The organism is Alkalihalobacterium alkalinitrilicum (genome assembly GCF_002019605.1).
In the GTDB taxonomy this organism is placed as follows: Bacteria; Bacillota; Bacilli; order Bacillales; family Bacillaceae_F; genus Alkalihalobacterium; species Alkalihalobacterium alkalinitrilicum.
Genome location: NZ_KV917368.1, coordinates 1,189,992 through 1,209,786 on the forward strand (window position 1 = coordinate 1,189,992; position 19,795 = coordinate 1,209,786).

At 35.6% G+C, this 19,795-nt stretch carries 16 protein-coding genes; 14 read left to right on the forward strand and 2 right to left on the reverse strand.

The features are described 5' to 3' along the window. Positions 1 to 279: 279 nt before the first annotated feature. The 8 genes from BK574_RS05645 to BK574_RS05680 all read left to right on the forward strand — a co-directional run bounded on the left by BK574_RS05645 (position 280) and on the right by BK574_RS05680 (position 10,269). Entirely contained in the window at positions 280 to 1,044 is a 765-nt protein-coding gene (locus BK574_RS05645; protein ID WP_078427868.1) for a fibronectin type III domain-containing protein, read from the forward strand. 139 nt (positions 1,045 to 1,183) lie between these two features. After that, positions 1,184 to 2,536: an IS4 family transposase gene (locus BK574_RS05650; protein WP_078427869.1), complete on the forward strand. Its 1,353-nt coding sequence runs from the start codon at positions 1,184 to 1,186 to the stop codon at positions 2,534 to 2,536. Positions 2,537 to 2,608: 72 nt separating this feature from the next. After that, a complete protein-coding gene (locus BK574_RS05655; protein ID WP_078427870.1) occupies positions 2,609 to 4,237 on the forward strand; it encodes a fibronectin type III domain-containing protein in 1,629 nt (542 codons plus the stop codon). A 61-nt stretch (positions 4,238 to 4,298) separates the two neighbouring features. Continuing rightward, the gene (locus BK574_RS05660) at positions 4,299 to 5,021 is read left to right on the forward strand and encodes a fibronectin type III domain-containing protein (protein WP_218970542.1); all 723 of its coding nucleotides are present in this window, start codon (positions 4,299 to 4,301) and stop codon (positions 5,019 to 5,021) included. A gap of 227 nt (positions 5,022 to 5,248) precedes the next feature. Beyond that, on the forward strand, positions 5,249 to 5,941 hold the full coding sequence (locus BK574_RS05665) for a response regulator transcription factor (RefSeq protein ID WP_078427872.1): 693 nt from the start codon (positions 5,249 to 5,251) through the stop codon (positions 5,939 to 5,941). Then, complete coding sequence (locus BK574_RS05670) at positions 5,919 to 8,165, forward strand: sensor histidine kinase (protein WP_078427873.1); 2,247 nt, start codon at positions 5,919 to 5,921, stop codon at positions 8,163 to 8,165. The genes BK574_RS05665 and BK574_RS05670 overlap by 23 nt, the downstream gene beginning before the upstream one ends. Positions 8,166 to 8,366: 201 nt before the next feature. Continuing rightward, positions 8,367 to 9,482, forward strand: a complete 1,116-nt coding sequence (locus BK574_RS05675) for an IS4 family transposase (protein WP_078427739.1) — start codon at positions 8,367 to 8,369, stop codon at positions 9,480 to 9,482. Positions 9,483 to 9,795: 313 nt separating this feature from the next. Beyond that, positions 9,796 to 10,269 (forward strand): hypothetical protein, encoded by a 474-nt coding sequence (locus BK574_RS05680; protein ID WP_078427874.1) that lies wholly within the window; start codon positions 9,796 to 9,798, stop codon positions 10,267 to 10,269. 134 nt (positions 10,270 to 10,403) lie between these two features. Here BK574_RS05680 and BK574_RS05685 read toward each other — a convergent pair whose 3' ends face one another. Continuing rightward, positions 10,404 to 12,101 carry a DUF2207 domain-containing protein gene (locus tag BK574_RS05685; RefSeq protein ID WP_078427875.1) on the reverse strand — a complete coding sequence of 566 codons (1,698 nt, stop codon included), beginning with the start codon at positions 12,099 to 12,101 and terminating at the stop codon, positions 10,404 to 10,406. Positions 12,102 to 12,310: 209 nt separating this feature from the next. On the opposite strand from BK574_RS05685, the gene BK574_RS05690 reads away from it, so the two are divergent. After that, positions 12,311 to 13,288, forward strand: a complete 978-nt coding sequence (locus BK574_RS05690) for a ring-cleaving dioxygenase (RefSeq protein ID WP_078427876.1) — start codon at positions 12,311 to 12,313, stop codon at positions 13,286 to 13,288. Positions 13,289 to 13,399: 111 nt separating this feature from the next. On the opposite strand, the gene BK574_RS05695 is transcribed toward BK574_RS05690, so the two are convergent. After that, entirely contained in the window at positions 13,400 to 14,599 is a 1,200-nt protein-coding gene (locus tag BK574_RS05695) for an iron-containing alcohol dehydrogenase (RefSeq protein ID WP_078427877.1), read from the reverse strand. A 332-nt stretch (positions 14,600 to 14,931) separates the two neighbouring features. Between BK574_RS05695 and BK574_RS27355 the strand changes: the two genes are divergently transcribed. The 5 genes from BK574_RS27355 to BK574_RS05720 all read left to right on the forward strand — a co-directional run bounded on the left by BK574_RS27355 (position 14,932) and on the right by BK574_RS05720 (position 19,709). Then, entirely contained in the window at positions 14,932 to 15,117 is a 186-nt protein-coding gene (locus tag BK574_RS27355; RefSeq protein ID WP_078427878.1) for a hypothetical protein, read from the forward strand. Next, a complete protein-coding gene (locus tag BK574_RS05705; protein WP_078427879.1) occupies positions 15,114 to 15,956 on the forward strand; it encodes an arylamine N-acetyltransferase in 843 nt (280 codons plus the stop codon). The genes BK574_RS27355 and BK574_RS05705 overlap by 4 nt, the downstream gene beginning before the upstream one ends. A gap of 155 nt (positions 15,957 to 16,111) precedes the next feature. Beyond that, positions 16,112 to 16,759 carry a nitroreductase family protein gene (locus tag BK574_RS05710; RefSeq protein ID WP_078427880.1) on the forward strand — a complete coding sequence of 216 codons (648 nt, stop codon included), beginning with the start codon at positions 16,112 to 16,114 and terminating at the stop codon, positions 16,757 to 16,759. 311 nt (positions 16,760 to 17,070) lie between these two features. Next, positions 17,071 to 18,525 (forward strand): CoA-acylating methylmalonate-semialdehyde dehydrogenase, encoded by a 1,455-nt coding sequence (locus BK574_RS05715; protein WP_078427881.1) that lies wholly within the window; start codon positions 17,071 to 17,073, stop codon positions 18,523 to 18,525. Positions 18,526 to 18,614: 89 nt separating this feature from the next. Further along, a complete protein-coding gene (locus BK574_RS05720; protein ID WP_078427882.1) occupies positions 18,615 to 19,709 on the forward strand; it encodes an enoyl-CoA hydratase/isomerase family protein in 1,095 nt (364 codons plus the stop codon). Positions 19,710 to 19,795 lie beyond the last annotated feature (86 nt).

Sequence of the window (19,795 nt, forward strand, 5' to 3'; positions counted from 1 at the left end):
AGTTTACTTTTTTACCGTGTCGGTTGTCTCTTCCAACCACTTTACTTTGTATAATAACTTGTGAAACATTACCAAAAAATATCCCACATTTTTAAAGTATAATATTTAGGGGAGCGAAATATATTGATGTTTTTTGAGTCTTTTTTTTGTTACTAGAACTGTCGGTAAATGGGAGTAAAGTGTATGGACAGTGAATGATGTATTTTTTAAATTCCGACAAAGAATGTTTCAAAAAATATGAACATCGCCAATTGTTAATATGGAAAGGGGCAAAGTACATTGAAACAAAGCAAAGCATTATTTGTAGTCTTCATAGTTGGTTTACTAATTTCTCAGTCTTTCCTCATTCAACTTTCATCTGTACAAGCTTCAACAGATAAAGATGGGAAATATATCCAAATGGATGATTTGGAAGAATATGAAGCTATGATTTGGTTGGATATATCAAAAGTAACAGAACGTTCGGCAACGGTAAAATTTTATACAGATTATAGCAGTCAAATCAGTAACCGTTATAAGCTGTTTTTGGACAATGAATTAATACTAGTAGATTCCGATTTTCAAGAAGGGAGCTACTCCTTTCGTAATTTGGATCCTGGAACTACTTACGAGGTAAAATTTGCAGCTTATGATCGAAATGATAAGGTCATAGAGGAAGTCTCTCATTCTTTTAGTACATGGGATGAGCCGACTGGAGATATTGTCGAGATTCCTGATCGTAATTTTTATTTATCAATTGTAGAGAATTTAGGGATTGGCGACCGTTCGATAAGAACATCCGATATGGAGAAATTAAGTATTTTAGACGCAGGAAACAGGGGGATTTTCGACCTAACTGGCATCGAGTACGCACAAAACTTAACATTTTTTAATCTACCCAATAATCAAATAGCAAATATACAACCATTAGAAAGCTTAACAGAATTAAAGAGATTGAATTTAAGTGGAAACGAATTAACTACGCTCGATTCTCTAGCCCATTTAAAACAGTTGGAGCATCTTTCTGTTGTTAATCACTCAACTTTCGCACCTAGAAAAATGTGATTCGTTTAACTAGCTGTAAGGCTAGTAACCGTTGAAGTATGGTCATTGACAGGAAAAAAATGCATAAAAAAACACCTCAACGTTTGGTATAGTTGATTTGTCTAGAATCACATAACCATACAGAAGAGGTGTCTCCTATATGATAGCGAATAATGACCAAAATAAGCAACTACCAAATGAATTAACATCCACATTTAAAGAATTAAAGGTACTAAAACATTTAAGAAAAGCTGGTATTACAAAGTCTTTTGGCTTTTCTTGTGCCTACCTATTTAAATTGATTTTTTGTTTGATCTTTGAAAACAAGAACTGGTTTAGAACCCTTGATAGTAAAAAATCTACCGATTTCCCTGCCAAAGATACGGTCTATCGTTTCTTGAATCAGTCTACATTTGCATGGAGAAGGTTTTTGCTTAATCTCAGTGCTTACACAATTGGGAAGGTAACTAAGCTAACGAACCATAATCGTCCAAAAGTGCTTATTTTTGATGATTCTTCTTATGATCGCAATCGGAGTAAATCAGTAGAACTCTTAGCGCGTTGTCACGATCACTCTTCTCAGAAAGTGCGCTTCTTTAAAGGATTTCGAATGCTTACTCTTGGTTGGTCAGATGGGGCCACATTCATCCCAGTTGACTTTTCTTTATTAAGTTCTAAAAAGAGCCAGATCAACGGAATATCTGACAAGATAGACAAGCGTAGCTCTGGGTATAAGCGGCGTCTTGAAGCCCTTCAAGCAGCACCAGAACAGATGCCTGATATGATTAAACGCGCCATGCAGGCTGGGATCGATGCCTCTTATGTGTTGATGGATAGTTGGTTTACCCATCAACCGCTCATTAAGAATATCAAAGAACAAGGACTAGACGTGATAGGTATGGTTAAGAATTTGAAGCAGCGTTACCTCGTAAAAGATGAGCGTGTTAGCCTAAATGAACTCTATCGTATAGCTACACCAGTCAAAGGAAAGAAAGGGCTCCTTCGTTCCATCCATACTACCCAAGCGAATGGTGTACCAGTCAAAGTAGTCTTTGTTCGAAATCGCAATAAAAAGAGTGAGTGGCTAGCCATTTTGAGTACCGACTGTACGCTAAGTGATAAAGAAATCATCCGTATTTATGGTATACGGTGGGATATTGAAGTCTTTTTCAAAACAACAAAATCCATATTAAAACTCCAAAAGGAGTTTCAAGGTCGTTCGTACGATTCCCTAATCAGTCATACAACGATAGTCTTTGCAAGATATATCGTGTTGTCCTGGCAAAATAGATGTAGTACAGATGAACGAACGTTAGGTGGAATCTTCTATGAACTTTGTGATGAAATTAGTGATCTCGATTGGGCTGTCGCTCTACAGCAATTAATCGAGCTCCTTGAAGATACCTTGAAAAGGAGCAATAAAAAGATACAAAAATTAATTAAAAGTCAATTACAACATTGGATTGCGGGCTTGCCTAGCTATATCAAGGCGTACCTGCCTATTTCAGTCTGAGAAAGTTGAGTTAATAATAATATCAACTATATTGAAGTTCTTATAGAATTACCGAAGTTACAGTTTGTTTCATTGCTTAATAATCCTCTTGACTTCACGGATGATCGAGCCGTTACGGCGTTAGATGTTATAAATAGGTTAGAGGATCAAGGTGTAAGTGTCGAATATGGAAATGAAGATTTTGAAGGAGAACTTCTTCCTATCGATGTAAGTATTAAAGAAGTTACTGATGACACTGCTATCATTTCATGGTTAACTGAAGCATATTATGATCAATATGTTTTATATTTAGATGGACAAGAACTAGAAAGCTTTCATGGGGATCAAGATACTGTATTCGAACTAACTTATTTACAACCATCTAAAGAATATACAGTGAAAGTAGAAGGGTTTGACCGTGATAGGGTCAGTAAAGCAGTAGGTGAGAAAACTTTTAAAACTTCAGGGGCGGCTAGCACTGAGGATGAAGTAGAATTTATGGACTCGAGCCTTGAGCAAGCGGTTCGTAACGAATTAGGAATTTATAATCGGGGTATCAAAGAAGTTGATATGGAAGAATTATATTATTTACATATTTCCAGTCAAGGCATCAGGGATTTAATGGGACTACAATGTGCTCGTAATCTGCAATGGCTGTATGCCTACGGAAACGAAATTTCCGATTTAACTCCTATCATTAATTTAGAACAGCTAAGGAACGTAGACTTAGGTCAAAATCAGTTAGTGGATATAAGTGGTCTAGAACTAATCACTAACATCACTAGCGTATTTTTATATAACCCGATTGATTATTCCCAGGCTTCAAATCAAACTAGCATAAGGACATTGTTAGCAAATGGTGTTGATGTATACTTTGATAACTCTATAACGAATGGTTTAAATGTCTCATCAGAGGACAGTTTTGATACTATTGTTATCGAGTGGTCACATCACTTTGAAGGTGCTAGTCAATACGAGCTATTCTTAAATGGAAAACTCATCGATCAACTAGCTTTGGACACCAATTCATATACTTTCGATAATCTTAATCGAGACCACATGTATGTTATTGAACTAAGTGTCATTAACCAAAACGAGGAAGCGATCGGACACTATATAGGACAACATTATACTCATTTTACGTATAACGTTTATATCACAAATGAAACGGAAAGTTCGGCAACTGTCAATTGGTCGTATCCTTCATCCATCACGAAAGTCGCATTATTTCTTGAAGATGAAAAAGTTGCTACAGTCGATGCTGCTGAACAATCACACAGGTTTAAAAATTTAGCGGCAAATCGTGATTACACTCTTTTAGTCCAGGCATTAGATCAAGACGGTCAGGTAATTGGAGAACACTACGACAAATTTACGACAACATCACCACCATCTGGTGAGATTGTTAACATACCCGATCAAAATTTAGAACAATTGTTAAAAGAACAATTAAGTATTGACGACCGTGAATTATATGAAAGTGATTTGGAGCGTCTCACTTACCTTTATGGAAATTACAGAGGAATTGAAGATTTAACAGGTTTAGAGAAAGCTGCAAATTTAGAAGATTTATTTTTATGGAATAATCGTATCACTGATTTAAGTCCGCTCAAAGAATTAAGTCAGTTAAGGCATTTAGAACTTAGAGAAAGCGAACTTACAGATCTTAGTCCTTTGTCGGAATTAAGAAAGCCTAAAAACGTTAACTATTATCCATTCTAATGTTAGCTCGTTAGAACATGTTACCTCTGAACTTACTCACTTAAATATTAGTTATTCAAAAGTGGAAGATTTGGATGAATTAAAAAGGTTTACTAATTTACGACAGATCAATTTATCTGGTCTGAAATTAGAAGACCTATCTTTTTTACAAGATCACCCTCATATAGAGGCTGTTAATATTAGTCATAATCCGATTGATGATATTACAACCCTCCTTGATCTTGAAAATCTTATGTATGTACGATTAGCAAATACTGGGGCAGATCTGACAATAGACTCCGAAACAGGTGCAATCATCGAGCAACTTAAGGAACAGGGTGTTTGGGTAAGCACAGAGGACTACTTTTCGCTTGATGTTAAAGATAAACAAATAACTGAAACATCCGTTACTCTTGAATGGGAAATAAAGCACATTGGAGATGGCGTTGGTGGGATTATGCATACTGAAGTTTATTTAGATGGCAAACAGGTTGAAATATTGGAGCTAGATGAAACTCAGTACACACTATCTAACCTTGAGCCTGGAATGGAGTATTCTGTTGAGTTATCGGTTTCTGTTCACGGTGAGCCTGATGCTAATTCAACCTTGATATTAACGACATTAAGCTACGAAATGAATGAAACTGAACATCCTAGTACTAACGGAAAAAAACAAAAGAAGGAAAATCTGCCAAACAACGCGAATAGACAAGATTGGTTACATGGACATCCAGCACATAATAATAGTCAAGCCTTAAACAGGTTAAAAGAACTAAACACAAACAGTGTTCTTATTCGTAAATAAAAACAGAGCTGACCCAATAGGTTTTCTACAACCTTTCGGGTCAGCTTTTTGTTGTTTCTATTATCCTAGCTAGAGGAATACCGTTCATTTAGTCTCTGATTACGTTAAAAAAGAAAACTTAAGAAAACCTTAAGATTTTTCCTAAGAGAATGTTAAGGTTTTCTAACTACAATGATGATAGTTTAAGAAAATGAAATGATATACTACAGAAAGGAGAGTGAGAGAAGATGAATCCATATAACATACTCGTTGTTGATGATGAAAAAGAAATTCGAGATGCAATTGAAATTTACTTAAAAAATGAAGGAATTACCGTGATAAAAGCGCAAGACGGGATTGAAGCGATTGAAAAGCTCCATGAACATTCCATCCACCTTATTTTACTAGATATTATGATGCCACGACTTGATGGTATTTCCACTGCATTTAAAATTCGCGAGGAAAAAAACATTCCCATTATTATTTTAAGTGCAAAAAGTGAGAGCACTGATAAAATTTTAGGTCTTCAAGTGGGTGCGGATGATTATGTAACCAAACCGTTTAATCCGCTGGAACTTATCGCTAGAGTTAAATCACATTTGAGAAGGTATATGTCACTCGGAACGTACGAAGGCATTTCTAAAACAATCAATTTGAATGGGCTAACTTTAGATCCCGAAGCGAAAGAAGTGACCGCTCACGGTGAAGTTGTTAAATTAACTCCGTTAGAATACAAAATTTGTGAGCTGCTCATGACAAATGCTGGACGGGTGTTTTCCATCCTTGATATTTATGAACGAGTTTGGAAAGAACCTAGTTATAATGCGGAAAATACGGTCGCTGTTCATATAAGAAAAATTCGTGAAAAAATAGAAATCGATCCTAAAAATCCAAGATATTTAAAGGTGGTATGGGGTATTGGATACAAAATGGAAAAATAGAATCATTGTTATCATTTGGCTCTTATTATTTACGTACGGTGTAAAAGGACTTTATACCGGAGCTTCTATATTACCTTATGAAACTGACTATTTAAAAAGTGATTACTTTCAGACCCATCAATTTGAAGAACAGTTTAATGACTTTATCGATTATTTAAGCTTTTTTGAACTTAGCGAAGTTACAAAAGAAGAGATGAAAAATGCCATTTCTGTAACCGACCAAGAAATAGAAGAGCACAGATACCGCTACGGTAACTTAACAGAACAAGTAGAAAGTATTACCGATCAGTATGAAGATCAAATCCAACAAGCACTTGCTGAAGATAATGAAGAAATTGCAGAGATTTATATTACAGAAAGATATCGGAAAGTGAAGGACATTACGAAAAATTTCCAAGATGACGACCATGTTCGCGAAAAAATAATAGCCGAAAAAGAACAGCAAATCGATGAGCATTTTAAAGAGATTGAAATAGAGCGACCACGTTTTTTACAATACAAAAGCATGTTTACTTATTATTTAACGGACGCAGTTACGGGTAAGGTTTATACGAATCTCAGCGAAAATGATGTGGTAGAAGACGTCATGAACAAAGAGCAGATGTTATTTATTCGTTCTTATCCAACATCTGATAATGGATACTTCGTTTCAAACGACAATTATATTTTTCGCTTCGGTTATGTTGAGGGTCTAGATCACTCTGTTTTTTCTGATGAAAAGGCAGCATATTCGGGTCATATTGGTGTTTCTAAAGCTACACAATCTTCAAATCCAATCGTCCAGCAATATTATAACCACAAGCAAAAGCATATCGCTTTATTATTGTACTTACTATCTAGCGTACTCATTTTTGCTTTAAGTTTGTATTTTTATAAAAAGGCGAACATTGCTGAGAAAATCTCGTTTGACCAGTGGAAACCATATTATGACCGTATTCCGCTAGATATTAAAATTATTAGTTTTCTTGTGAGTGTAATCATTACCCTCACCGTTTTATTGTCCTTTAATGTGAATAGCTATTTTGACCATAATGTATTTTATATTATTAAAGAGAGCGTTATTGCTTTAGTATTTTCAGCATTATTATTAACACTGACGGTTGGACAAGGGAAGTTTCTGCTACAAGAAATGAAAAAAATTCAAAATGGAAAATTAGAATGGAAGAAAACCGTTGTTTATTATTGTTTTCAAAAAGCTAGTAACCTAGTTCATGAACTGTTTCTCGTTAGAAGCTTGGGTTATCAACTCATTGTATTGATCTTATTTATCGGTGGGAGTTTAGCATTCGCTTTCGTTTTATCTGTATTAAAGCCACACCTTTTACCATTGTTTATTCTTGCGTTTTTAGCTCTTTGTTCCTTCATATTACTATTTATCGTGCTCAAAGTTGCTTACCTTAATAAAATTATGAATGATGTTAATCAAGTTGCTAACGGAAATTTTACTCAAGATCTACCAATAAAAGGGAGATCTGTATTTGCTAAACTTGCTGCTGATATTAATACCATTAAACAAGGCGTGAAAATATCACAAAAAGAGCAAGCGAAAAGTGAGCGGTTAAAAACAGAATTAATTACTAATGTTAGTCATGATTTACGGACGCCTTTAACTTCGATCATTACGTATACTGAACTATTGAAAGGAACAGTAGATTTAAATGAAGATCAACAATCGTATGTTGAAATTATTGATCGCAAGTCAAAGCGACTCAAAGTACTGATTGATGATTTATTTGAAGCTTCAAAAATGGCCAGTGGTAATATCGACCTTGTAAAAGAAAGAATAGATATTGTCCAACTGTTGCAGCAAGCATTAGCAGAATATAGTGAGACATTTGAGCAATCTACAATACAATTACGAGTTAACAAACCTGATACACCTGTTTATGTTGTGGTTGACGGACAAAAAATGTGGCGTGTATTTGATAACCTTATTGGAAATATTGTTAAATACTCACTAGAACATACAAGAGTCTACATTTCATTACAAACGAAAAAAGATGAGGTAATAATTACTTTTAAAAATGTTACAAAATATGAACTTGGTGAGAATATTGATGAATTGTTTGAACGGTTTAAGCGAGGTGACACATCAAGATATACCGATGGTTCTGGACTTGGGCTTGCTATAGCCAAATCAATTGTAGACCTTCACAATGGTCAGTTAGATATCGATTTAGATGGGGACCTTTTTAAAGTAACCGTTACAATTAGTACTAGATAACATTTTGTAGAATCCTCAATCCATTGTTGGGGGTTCATTTTTTTGAACTTTCATCTTTACTCACTAGTGTTGCATTAAAAGAAACGAAATATTTAAAATACTATAAATCTTCAATTATTGATTGATTTGGATACAAAAAAATCCTTTACAATGGAAGTACAGGTGGTTCCTGTCCAAATCCAAAAGTAAAGGATATCAGCTATGGACAAGAATACACGATTATCTTCATTTGGTAAATGGGTTGCGCCCATAAATATAAAACTTTTTGATGAACAAGTTGAAAAGTATCAACTTGATAAGTACACAAAGAAGCTAAAAACACTCTCTTTTACTAAGCTTTTTCTTTATGCTCACTTAAATCAAATGGAAAGTCTCCATGATCTTAATACAGCACTGGCTGATGAGAAGTTACAGAAAGAACTTGGATTTAAATCAATCAGTGTCTCTCAGCTTTCTCGTAAGAATAGAGCGATAGACCCTGAGTTTTTATCAACTATCTTTCTTGAACTTGTACGTCTGATTCACCTCAAGACAGAAAAACGAAAAGCCATCCGACCGATTAAAATCATTGACTCTAGTACGATGCCACTCAATCTTACTCGTTGTCAGTGGGCCAAATTTCGAAAGACTAAAGCTGGCGTAAAACTTCACCTTAGGTTAGTTTACGTGGATCAGGAATTGGCATACCCAGAAAAAGCCATTATCACAGATGCTTCGGAACACGACCGAAACCAACTTGAAATACTCGTTGATGATAAAGACGCCATGTACGTGTTTGACCGCGGGTATGTTGATTATGAACGATTTGATCGTTATACAGATGATGGTATCTTTTTCCTATCCAGACTAAAGAAAAACGCAGTTATTCGAGAGATTGAAACGTTTAACATTCCAGAAGGTAGCCCAGTAACATCAGACAAAATGGCCTATATCGGCACAACACAAAAGCGATGTGAAAATGTGTTTCGTATTATTGAAACCGTTGATTCAAAAGGACAATTACTACGCTTGATTACCAATCGCTTCGATTTAACAGCTGAAGAAATTGGAGATCTATACCGTTCAAGGTGGGCAATTGAGCTCTTTTTCAAATGGTTAAAACAGCACGTAAAAATTAAAACTTTTTTTGGTTATAGTGAAGAAGCAGTTCACAATCAACTGTTTTTAGGACTGATTACGTACTGCCTTAGTGTACTTATCCAACTAGAAATCAAAAGTAAGCAAACACTTTTACAGATCACTCGATGGTTGAAGAGAACTTTATGGCGGCCAGTCCATGTATGGTTCAGTTATATTAGTCCCAAAGGGATTCCGTAAGAACTTTACTAGCTGACCGTCACTTAAGAACTAAATGTATAATTTTACCAAATGGACAGTACCACCTTTCGCTTGGTGTTGTCTTTTTAGCTCATTTGCCACGAAGTGCAAAATACAGAATATTCTAACTTATAGAATGCAGTTTTATGCAACACTAGTAATCTTTACTATAAAAATATTCAGAAACCATGCAAAAAGTAAGACAATCAATTGAACATGCAAAAAAAAGAAAATGGATTTGTGATGGAAATCACTTTGATTCAAATAATCCACTCTTATACTTAGTATTGTAAAAACATAGGAGGGGATATGAATGACACTAAAAACGAACATCGGGTATTTACTTCTGTTATTAGGAGTATTTTTCCTTGTTGCATGCGGCGAGCAAGGTACTACAGTGAGTACAGATACAAATAGTGAAGAAAATAGGCAAGAGGTTTCTGAAAAAGAAATTGCAAATCAAAAAGTGGATATGGTGAAGGATGATATCGAGGAGGAGTACATTGTCGCAGTGGCCAATGAAAGAGAAGAAACCCTTTCGATCATTTATTTTCCTGAAGAAAGACATGAAAAAATTCAGCTAGAAGGACAAGCACATAATCTAGAAATAAATAAGGAATCACAATTATTATGGGTAACGATTAATCCACCCCATGGACATGGTGATGACGCTGGGCACAGACATAGCCACGACTCTGATGAAAACGAAGAACACGGTCATGATGAGCACAAAGAAGAAAAAGTGGTCGCGTATGATTTACAGACGTTAGAAAAAGTCTTCGACTAGATGTTGGTTCTTACCCGAATGGTATTTCTGTCAATTAGCAGTATAGACCAATACCCGAAATTAACAAAAGGCTTGAGGATTCTCAAGCCTTTTGTATTGCAATAAATAGATGATACTTTAGATTATTTTAATTCTCAAAAAGCACCTGACCCACCACCGCCGCCACCAGTTCCACTACTCGAACTAGAGCTTCCACTGCTAGTCGTGCTTGCTGCTGATTGAGAAGCCGAATGAAAATTTGAAGATGCCATAGGCCCAATGTAGACAAACGAAGACATATCTGCTGTTTGGTTATGGTCAACCGTTCGATGTGGTGGTGTGAAAGCTTTGGTTAATTCTTCGTTTTTTTTCACTAATGATTTTTGATTTATTCCTAGTCCGTAAATATAAGCGCGCATTCGCTCATCTTCTGACCACTGTTCCCAATCTGATTGTGTAATCACGTTAAAACGGTTTCTAAACTCTTTCCATTCGTTAGCAATCCTCAAACCTTCATAAGTCTTAGGCATATACGCAATGGCGTAGATGATTGTGGTAAAGAACAATATGACGGTCGCAAGAAGTGGGCCAAACAGGCCAAAGATAGGGAATAGAATAATAAACGGAAGTAAGATTAAACTGGAAACACCAATGGCTATTCGGTATTTTGATTTATTTTCATATAGAGAATATTCATTAACTTCTTTTCTTACAGCATGCATCCAACTCGTTTGAAACATAGAGTATTTATCATGATTTTTCTTCTTTTTGGTATAGGATTTTAAATCGCTAAAACAAAACTCACCATTTCCACCCATTTTTTCAAACAACCAAGTGATTAACAATTTTTCATGCAATAAATTAGTATTTCGTTCGATCAATTTAAAGCAGTGATCAGACACTTTTTTTACATAGCCCTGTCGTACCAAATCAAGTAACCCTGCAGCCATCGCTTGAGGGGGAAGCTGTTTATGGTTAGTAAAATAAATCGTAGCTGGTAAGCTTAACATTTGCTTGGGTAAGGACTTAAATATTGATCCTTCTCGTTGGATCGCTAATCTTTTATTACGGACCTTGATCCAATCTTTAATGAAGAGAAGTAGTAGAATAATAGTAAAAACAGGAATCCCGATGTTGGCAATCGTAATTAAACTATCACGTTTCGCAACACGTGATTCAGCTTTCATGATTAACTCTTCTTGTGCATTTAGAACTTCGTCTTTCATTAACTTATTTATGGGTTGACTACTGGTCAAAAATAGAGATTGATCATAAGCGACTCGGATGTCACCATTACTGCTACTTGGAACTGTACCATAATCAAATCGTACAGACCCATCAGGTTGAATCATTTCTTTATTAAAAGCCTCATCGTATCCAAAGGCAATGACGTCACTCGTTGGTTCTGGAGGATGAACCGTGATCGATAGTTTCTCGTAGGTTGATTGATTTCGTTTATCGAAAAACGGCCAATAAAACTGTGCAATATCTTGATAGATCTCTACACCATTTTCAATCGTATAATGTAAAGTCACCATAATTATTTCATCTTTTCCTTGGCGGTGAACCCGGAATAGGTGGTCTTCATGATCAACGACTAATGTCTTTCCTCCTTCTGAAGCAGAAAATTGTGTAATGGCAGTACCTTCTTTAGGAACAATTTCACGGATGATTCCATTAAATTCTCCATCGAATTCATATGTAAAAGTTTCTTCTACTTCAACAAGGCCGTTATCCTGAAGGTAAGCGTTAATGTCTACATTTGAAATCGAATAATCTACTGCAAAAATAGGGTAGGGGAATAACAAAAATAAGGCAAATATCATCACTGTACAAACCCATTTTTTCTTCAAATACGTCACCTTCTTTCAAATTAATATACGGTTGGTCCTGATATAAGTTTCAAAAATATCGGAAATAATCTTACTAAGATGTATAATTCTCACTTTGGGATTGACAGTGCAAAAAATCTTATGGTATATTTATCTCGAATTAAAGATAATTTAAATCAAGATATCAAAAAGAAATATAATAGATTAGCCATATACTGGAGGAGAACTAGATGAACGAGCTAAAAGGATTACACCATGTAACAGCAATTACGAGTAGTGCGGAAAAGAACTATGAATTTTTTACGTATGTCTTAGGAATGCGTTTAGTTAAGAAAACGGTTAATCAAGATGATATTCAAACGTATCATTTATTTTTTGCAGACGATAGAGGGAATGCAGGAACCGATATGACGTTCTTCGATTTTCCTGGTATCCCTAAAGGAGTACACGGTACAAACGAAATATATAAAACATCATTCCGTGTACCTACCGATGCCGCTTTAGAATATTGGGTTAAACGTTTTGATCGCTTAGACATAAAACATACAGGCATCAAAGAACAATTTGGTAAAAAGACACTATCTTTCGTTGATTTTGATGACCAGCATTATCAGTTGATCTCAGATGAATGGAATAAAGGTGTGGAATCAGGTACCCCATGGCAAAAAGGACCGATTCCATTAGAATTTGCTATTACTGGTCTAGGACCACTTTTCGTCCGAGTAGCTAACATTGATTTCTTCAAAGAAATGCTAGAAAAAGTTCTATTGTTTAAAGAAATTGATCAAGATGGATCGTTCCACTTATTCGAAGTGGGGGAGGGAGGAAATGGCGCACAAGTAATAGTAGAATATAACGCTGTACTTCCTCCAGCTCGTCAAGGGTTTGGAACAGTTCACCATGCTGCTTTCCGAGTGGATGACCGTTCTGTTTTAGAGGAGTGGGATTCACGCTTACGTGGTTATGGGTTTCAAACATCTGGGTTTGTCGATCGTTTCTTTTTTGGTTCTTTATATTCAAGAGTCGCTCCACAAATTTTATTTGAATTTGCTACCGATGGTCCAGGGTTTATGGGTGACGAACCGTATGAAAACCTCGGCGAAAAATTATCGTTACCGCCATTTTTAGAACACAGACGAGAAGAAATTGAAAAATACGTGCGTCCAATCGATACCGTCCGAAGCACAAAAGAGTTTACAAAAGAGTAAATCCTAAGAATTTTAAAGTTCGTATGAAGGGATAGCTATCAATTGTGATGGACTATCCCTTATTAGAAACGAACTCGCACTATATTCATTTATAGATCTACTTTAAGTCTATTATTCTCTTATTATTTGATAGAGTTGCAACATCTCTTTTTGATTGAGAATTTTGGGTACTGGGTAAAGTGGATTGGCTTCTTTTAATGCTCGTTTTACCATTAGTGGAATGTCGGTATCTACTATGCCATTTACTTTTTTCGGTATATCCATATCATGGTTAAGTTTCTTAATAGCTTCTATAAATTTTCTTGCCTTTTGTGTCTTCGAATCATGTTCTTCTCCTATTCCGACTAGATCAGCTAATTCCGAGAGGTCGTTGCGAACTGAATCTCCATAATACTCCAGAACATAAGGTAGGATGATCGCATTAGCTAAACCATGGGGGATCGAATAAAAACCACCGAGAGTGTGTGCAATAGCGTGAACATTACCAACATACGCACGAGTGAACGCCATACCTGCCAAATAGGACGCTCTCTGCATTTTTTTTCGTGCCTCAACATTTGTTCCGTTTGAATAAGCCTCATAGAGATTTTCAAAGATTAATTTTACTGCTTCTATACTATATCGTCTTGTTTCATCCGTGTTACTTCGGCCAATATACGCTTCAATCGCATGAGTCAAAGCATCCATGCCCGTGGTTGACGTGATATGCTGCGGTAGGTTAATAGTAAGCATCGGATCAAGTACAGCCACATCAGGGATAAGTACGGTATCATTAATCGCATATTTTTCATGTGTCTTACTGTCAGATACGACCGCGGCAACTGTAGCTTCGCTTCCTGTACCAGATGTTGTTGGAACAACAAAAAGGGGAGGGGTCTCCTTTTTAACTTTTAATTGCCCTTTCATTTGTTCGATCGTTTTATCAGGTCTTGCAACACGTGCACCTACAGCTTTGGCACAATCGATTGGAGAACCACCACCAAAAGCTATAATGCACTCACAATTGTTTTCATAATAAATTTTTAATGCTTCTTCAATATTATCAATGGTTGGATTGGGTACTGTTTTGTCATATACAATGAAATTAACTTCTACTTCTTCTAAACCTTTTAGTAACCCATTAATTAATCCGATATCTGTAATTCCTTTGTCTGTTATAATCAAAGCACAATTAATCTTTTTATTTTTAACTAGTTTCGAAAGTTCCTCTAAACTATTCTCTCCCTCTATTAATTCAGGCTGACGCCAAGAGAGAAAACGAGAAACAAATTTATAAGTCCATTGATACATTCGACAATAAACTTGATACATAACAATAGCTCCCTATTCCATAATATAATTGTCATTCCCATACCTTTTATCCCGCAACAACTGGCAGTAATACCCTCACTTCAAGACTTCGAGGAATCAAAGAAGGGTAAGTGGGGGATAGACTGCCAGTAAGTGCCCGATTGGTTTAACTAACCATCAGTGGGAGAAGAGGAAAACCTCCACTGATGGAAGTTTCACTTTATTATATTAATACCTTTTTATGTTTGAAATTACAATATATTCTATAAATGATGAAGAGACTAATAAGAAAAACAGCTAATAATTTATGAATTTACAATAAATTGGAGCCAGATAATAGTAAGGTAAATAAGGTGAATAGTATTAAAATACCTATTAATTTAGATGTTATTTGGCTTTTGTTTGCCGTAGGTTTTCAAAGGTTTATGGAATTTTTTGTTAAAATAGTAGTAAGGGTTCTTGAACTAACGGAGCACTTGTTAGTTCAAGAAACTATCGAATTTATAAATAAAAATAAGCTTTTATGGGAGGAAAAATGACAAATATAAACAATAGCATTAAATATTTGAATTATCTTAATTTACAATTAGAGAAACCATCATATAAGTATTTAGAACAGATTTGTAATGCACAATTAAATACATTTCCATTTGAAAATATCAGCAAACTACTATATTTTAGAAATCATAATTATAATAATTTTGAAATGCCTTCATTTGAGAAATTTACTAAGAATTATAGCGAATACAACTTTGGAGGAACATGCTATATTTTAAACTCTAACTTAATGTTTTTGTTGAAGGAGTTAGGGTTTGATTGTTATCATGTTATGCTTGGAAATGAACACATGGGCATTATAGTAAAGATTGAGAATGAACGTTTTTATGTTGACTGTGGTGCTGCTGCTCCATTTTTTAAACCAGTTTGTTTTGAGAATGGTATCCAAAACATAACTCATTTTGGTAAGGATAAAGTATATTTATTATCAGTAGAGCCAAAAAGTAATAGATATAAATATGTTCGCTATACTAATGGTAAACAAAACGGCAAAACATGGCACTTTAATTCGCGACAAGAAGTTAAAGTTAGTGATTTTCATGAAGTGATAGAAAAATCGAATAAGCCTAATGCCCTATTTATGTCTATTTTAAGATGCCAACTATATCAAACTGGTAAACAAAGAAGTGTTTCATTAGTAAATAATAAATTCGGTATTCGCTATTCTAGTGGTGAAACAGTTGTCAAGACATTATCATCAACAGAGGAAATTAGTAAAGTCCTTTTAGAAGAATTTAAGTTACCAAAGTTACCAGTAAAAGAAGCTATTGAAGTTTTAAAGACAATAAATATAGACATTTTTGCAGAAAATGCAAATTAGATATTCAACTAAAAGGTGCTTTGATGAAACAAGAAAAGTTTATACAAAGTGAAGTTTTTATATTATTTATCATTGTATAATGGAATTTTGTTTTGCATTTGTTAAAATATACTTTGAGCTATTTTTACATAACAACTATTGAAAAGGGTGTTTTCATGGATTTTTTACAAACAAAACAATTAATACAAGAAAGAAGAAGTGTGCGAAAGTTCCAGGACAAGCCTGTAGACAAACAAGATATCATCGATATTTTAGACTGTGCCAGATATGCACCTTCTGATACAAACTCACAAACTTGGGAGTTTATCGTTATAACGAATCAAGACAAAATTAAAGAGATTGAAGACATGACATGGGCCGCTCTTCACGAAAAAGCACAAGAAGCGACAGAAAAAGGGCAGGAAAAACCTGCTAAACTTCTCGTTCGCTCTTTTGGTCCATATGCGACAGCGTTCTCTGAAGCGCCAGTTCTTATCGTCTGTTTAGCAACTCCTTATGAATCAAAATTTAAAGAAAAGATTTTTGATCCCATTGGATTTGTAGAAGATGCAGTCTGGACAGAAGAAGGAATTAAAAGTAGTTGTTTAGCTGCCCAAAATTTAATGTTAGCTGCTCATTCAAAAGGACTAGGTACTTGTCCAATGACAGGCCCTGTATTACTCGCACAAGACAAGCTTCGTAGTTACTTAAACATCGAAGAACACAAAGAAATCAATATGGTCATTTCTCTAGGTCATCCAAAAGATCAGCCAAAGAAAATGCCAAGAAAAGAAGTCGATGAAATCGTTACTATTATAGAGTAAGGTTGCAATAGCCACAGTGAGATTCGTTCAAAAAATGATTTTTCATGTAGAACAGCAAAACTATAAATATTTTAGGATATTCATCAAGGATGGTCATGTGACTATCCTTTTTTATTATAAATTCCGACTTTTTAAAATTTTTATACTGGTTGGAATAAAATTTTTCCAAAAGAAGAAGGGATAACATTAAATGAAGAGAAATAAATATAGTGGAAGTAAAATAGGTTTTACTGCCAATTGTCGCAAAGAAAATACTGAAAATTCAATTACCAGTAACAATAGTTAATATTTGAAAGGAGATGGAGAGAAAGATGAACCAGACAGAATTGAAAACGCTTAAAAATTTTATTGGTGGAGAATGGGTAGAGTCTAAAACTGACAAAATAGATGAGGTTTATAATCCAGCCACAGGTGAGGCAATTGCGTACGTTCCTATCTCTACATATGAAGATCTAGATTTAGCGGCAAAAACAGCGAAAATAGCCTTTAAGGAATGGAGAAACGTTCCTGTACCAAAAAGAGCACGTATCTTATTCCGCTACCAACAACTTCTCATTGAGCATTGGGAAGAACTTGCTCAGCTCATTACAAAAGAGAATGGGAAAAGTTATGACGATGCTTACGGTGAAGTTCAGCGCGGGATCGAATGTGTTGAATTTGCGGCAGGTGCCCCTACGTTGATGATGGGTGAACAACTTCCTGATATTGCAACTGGCATCGAATCCGGAATGTATCGTTATCCTATTGGTGTAGTAGGTGGGATTACACCGTTTAACTTCCCAATGATGGTTCCTTGTTGGATGTTCCCTTTAGCCATTGCTTGTGGAAATACATTTGTATTAAAACCTTCGGAGCGAACGCCGCTTTTAGCCAATCGCTTAGCTGAATTATTTAAAGAAGCTGGTCTTCCAGATGGCGTATTAAATGTCGTTCATGGTGCTCATGATGTTGTAAATGGGATCCTTACTCACAAAGATATTAAAGCGGTTTCATTTGTAGGTTCTCAACCTGTAGCTGAATATGTATATAAAACAGCTGCAGCAAACGGAAAGAGAGTTCAAGCGTTAGCAGGAGCAAAGAACCATTCTATCGTCATGCCTGATGCTGATTTAGATAGTGCGGTTACTAACATAATTGGTGCAGCATTCGGATCAGCAGGTGAACGTTGTATGGCATGCGCTGTAGTAGTAGCAGTTGGAGATGTTGCTGAAGAATTAATGATTAGGTTAAAAGCTGCAGCAGATGATATCAAAATCGGCAACGGCATTAATAAAGATGTCACGTTAGGTCCTGTGATCCGTGATTCTCATAAAGAGAAAACGATTAATTATATCGAGATCGGTGAAAAAGAAGGAGCTAAATTAGTTCGTGATGGTCGTCAAGATGAAGTGTCTGAAGAAGGGTACTTCGTAGGCCCAACGATTTTCGATAATGTTAAGCCAGGAATGAAAATATGGCAAGATGAAATTTTTGCACCAGTCTTATCGGTCGTTCGCGTTCAAGATCTTGATGAAGCGATCGAAATTGCCAACGAATCTGAATTTGCTAACGGAGCCTGCTTGTACACAGATAGTGCAAAAACAGTGAGGAAATTCCGTGAAGATATTGATGCTGGGATGCTTGGAGTTAACCTAGGGGTTCCTGCACCGATGGCATTTTTCCCATTCTCAGGTTATAAAAATTCCTTCTATGGAGATCTCCATGCAAACGGAAAAGATGGTGTAGAATTTTATACACGAAAGAAAATGCTTACAGCTCGGTACTAAACATAACAATACGTAGGGGAGGAACATGAAATATTATGCCGAGGAAAATTTCCTCCTCCTACGGAATAGACTTAAGAGGTGAAAGTTAAATGAGTGATTCTAGTGTTTTATTTGAAGTAGAAAATAATGTGGGTTGGATCCGTTTAAACCGACCGAATGTAATTAATTCACTAAATGCAGAAATGGTTGATTTACTATCTCGTCAATTCCTAGAGTGGAAAGATGATCCTACCGTATCATTAGTTTGTGTTAGCGGTGAAGGAGCTAAAGGGCTATGTGCAGGCGGAGATATGAGGGCATTATATGATTTAAGAGACTCCAATGTATTAAGTCTTGCACGTGAGTTTTTCTCAAAAGAATATTCGATGGACATTATGATACACGGATATCCAAAACCTGTTCTAGTCAATATGAATGGAATCGTAATGGGTGGTGGCGTTGGAATATCAGTCGGTGCCTCTCATAGAATTGTTACGGAAAAAACGAAGTGGGCGATGCCTGAGATGAATATCGGTTTCTACCCAGACGTCGGTGCAAGTTATTTTTTAAATCAGATGCCTGGATATACAGGTCGATATTTAGCACTAACTTCAGGAATTATTAAAGCAGCTGATGTTTTATACGCAGGTGCGGCTGACATTTATTTAAATAGTGAAGATTGGGAGAGTTTAACATCCGATATTGCAAGCACCGATTGGTCTACAACTGGAGTAGAAGAAAAGCTTACTACGATCTTACATAAATATAACCAACCAATCGATGTTGAACATTCAAGCCTAGCAAACAATCAAGAAAAAATAAATCAACATTTTTCCCATAATACAATGGAAAAAATTGTGGCATCTTTAGAAACAGAAGTGAAAAACGGGGATGAATGGGCGAAAGAAACGTTAGATATTTTGTTGTCAAAATCACCAACTTCTTTAAAAGTGACACTTCGACAGTTACAGCAAGGTGAAAACCAATCGATTGTTGATTGTTTCAAAATGGAATTTATTTTAGGGATGAATTTTATGAGCCTTCCAGATTTTTATGAAGGGGTACGTGCGGTCCTCGTTGATAAAGATCGCTCACCAAAATGGAATCCTTCCCGCTTTGAAGACGTTACAGAAGAAGATGTCTTAAAATTCTTTAAGTGGGAAAATGACAACGATATTTTAAAAAAATTCGATGCATTGGCATAATTTCGCTCATTCATGCTGATGGAATGAAAAAAATAGTTTACAAACATAGAGCTCACTCAAAAGACAGGTTAACAAGAGATATCTAA

Excerpts from the sequence above, each read along its gene's own strand:
- BK574_RS05720 (WP_078427882.1), top strand. The coding sequence starts at position 18,615 with ATGAGTGATTCTAGTGTTTTATTTGAAGTAGAAAATAATGTGGGTTGG.
- BK574_RS05650 (WP_078427869.1), top strand. The coding sequence starts at position 1,184 with ATGATAGCGAATAATGACCAAAATAAGCAACTACCAAATGAATTAACA.
- BK574_RS05680 (WP_078427874.1), top strand. The coding sequence starts at position 9,796 with ATGACACTAAAAACGAACATCGGGTATTTACTTCTGTTATTAGGAGTA.
- BK574_RS05665 (WP_078427872.1), top strand. The coding sequence starts at position 5,249 with ATGAATCCATATAACATACTCGTTGTTGATGATGAAAAAGAAATTCGA.
- BK574_RS05710 (WP_078427880.1), top strand. The coding sequence starts at position 16,112 with ATGGATTTTTTACAAACAAAACAATTAATACAAGAAAGAAGAAGTGTG.
- BK574_RS05695 (WP_078427877.1), bottom strand. The coding sequence starts at position 14,599 with ATGTATCAAGTTTATTGTCGAATGTATCAATGGACTTATAAATTTGTT.
- BK574_RS05715 (WP_078427881.1), top strand. The coding sequence starts at position 17,071 with ATGAACCAGACAGAATTGAAAACGCTTAAAAATTTTATTGGTGGAGAA.
- BK574_RS05705 (WP_078427879.1), top strand. The coding sequence starts at position 15,114 with ATGACAAATATAAACAATAGCATTAAATATTTGAATTATCTTAATTTA.
- BK574_RS05690 (WP_078427876.1), top strand. The coding sequence starts at position 12,311 with ATGAACGAGCTAAAAGGATTACACCATGTAACAGCAATTACGAGTAGT.
- BK574_RS05675 (WP_078427739.1), top strand. The coding sequence starts at position 8,367 with ATGGACAAGAATACACGATTATCTTCATTTGGTAAATGGGTTGCGCCC.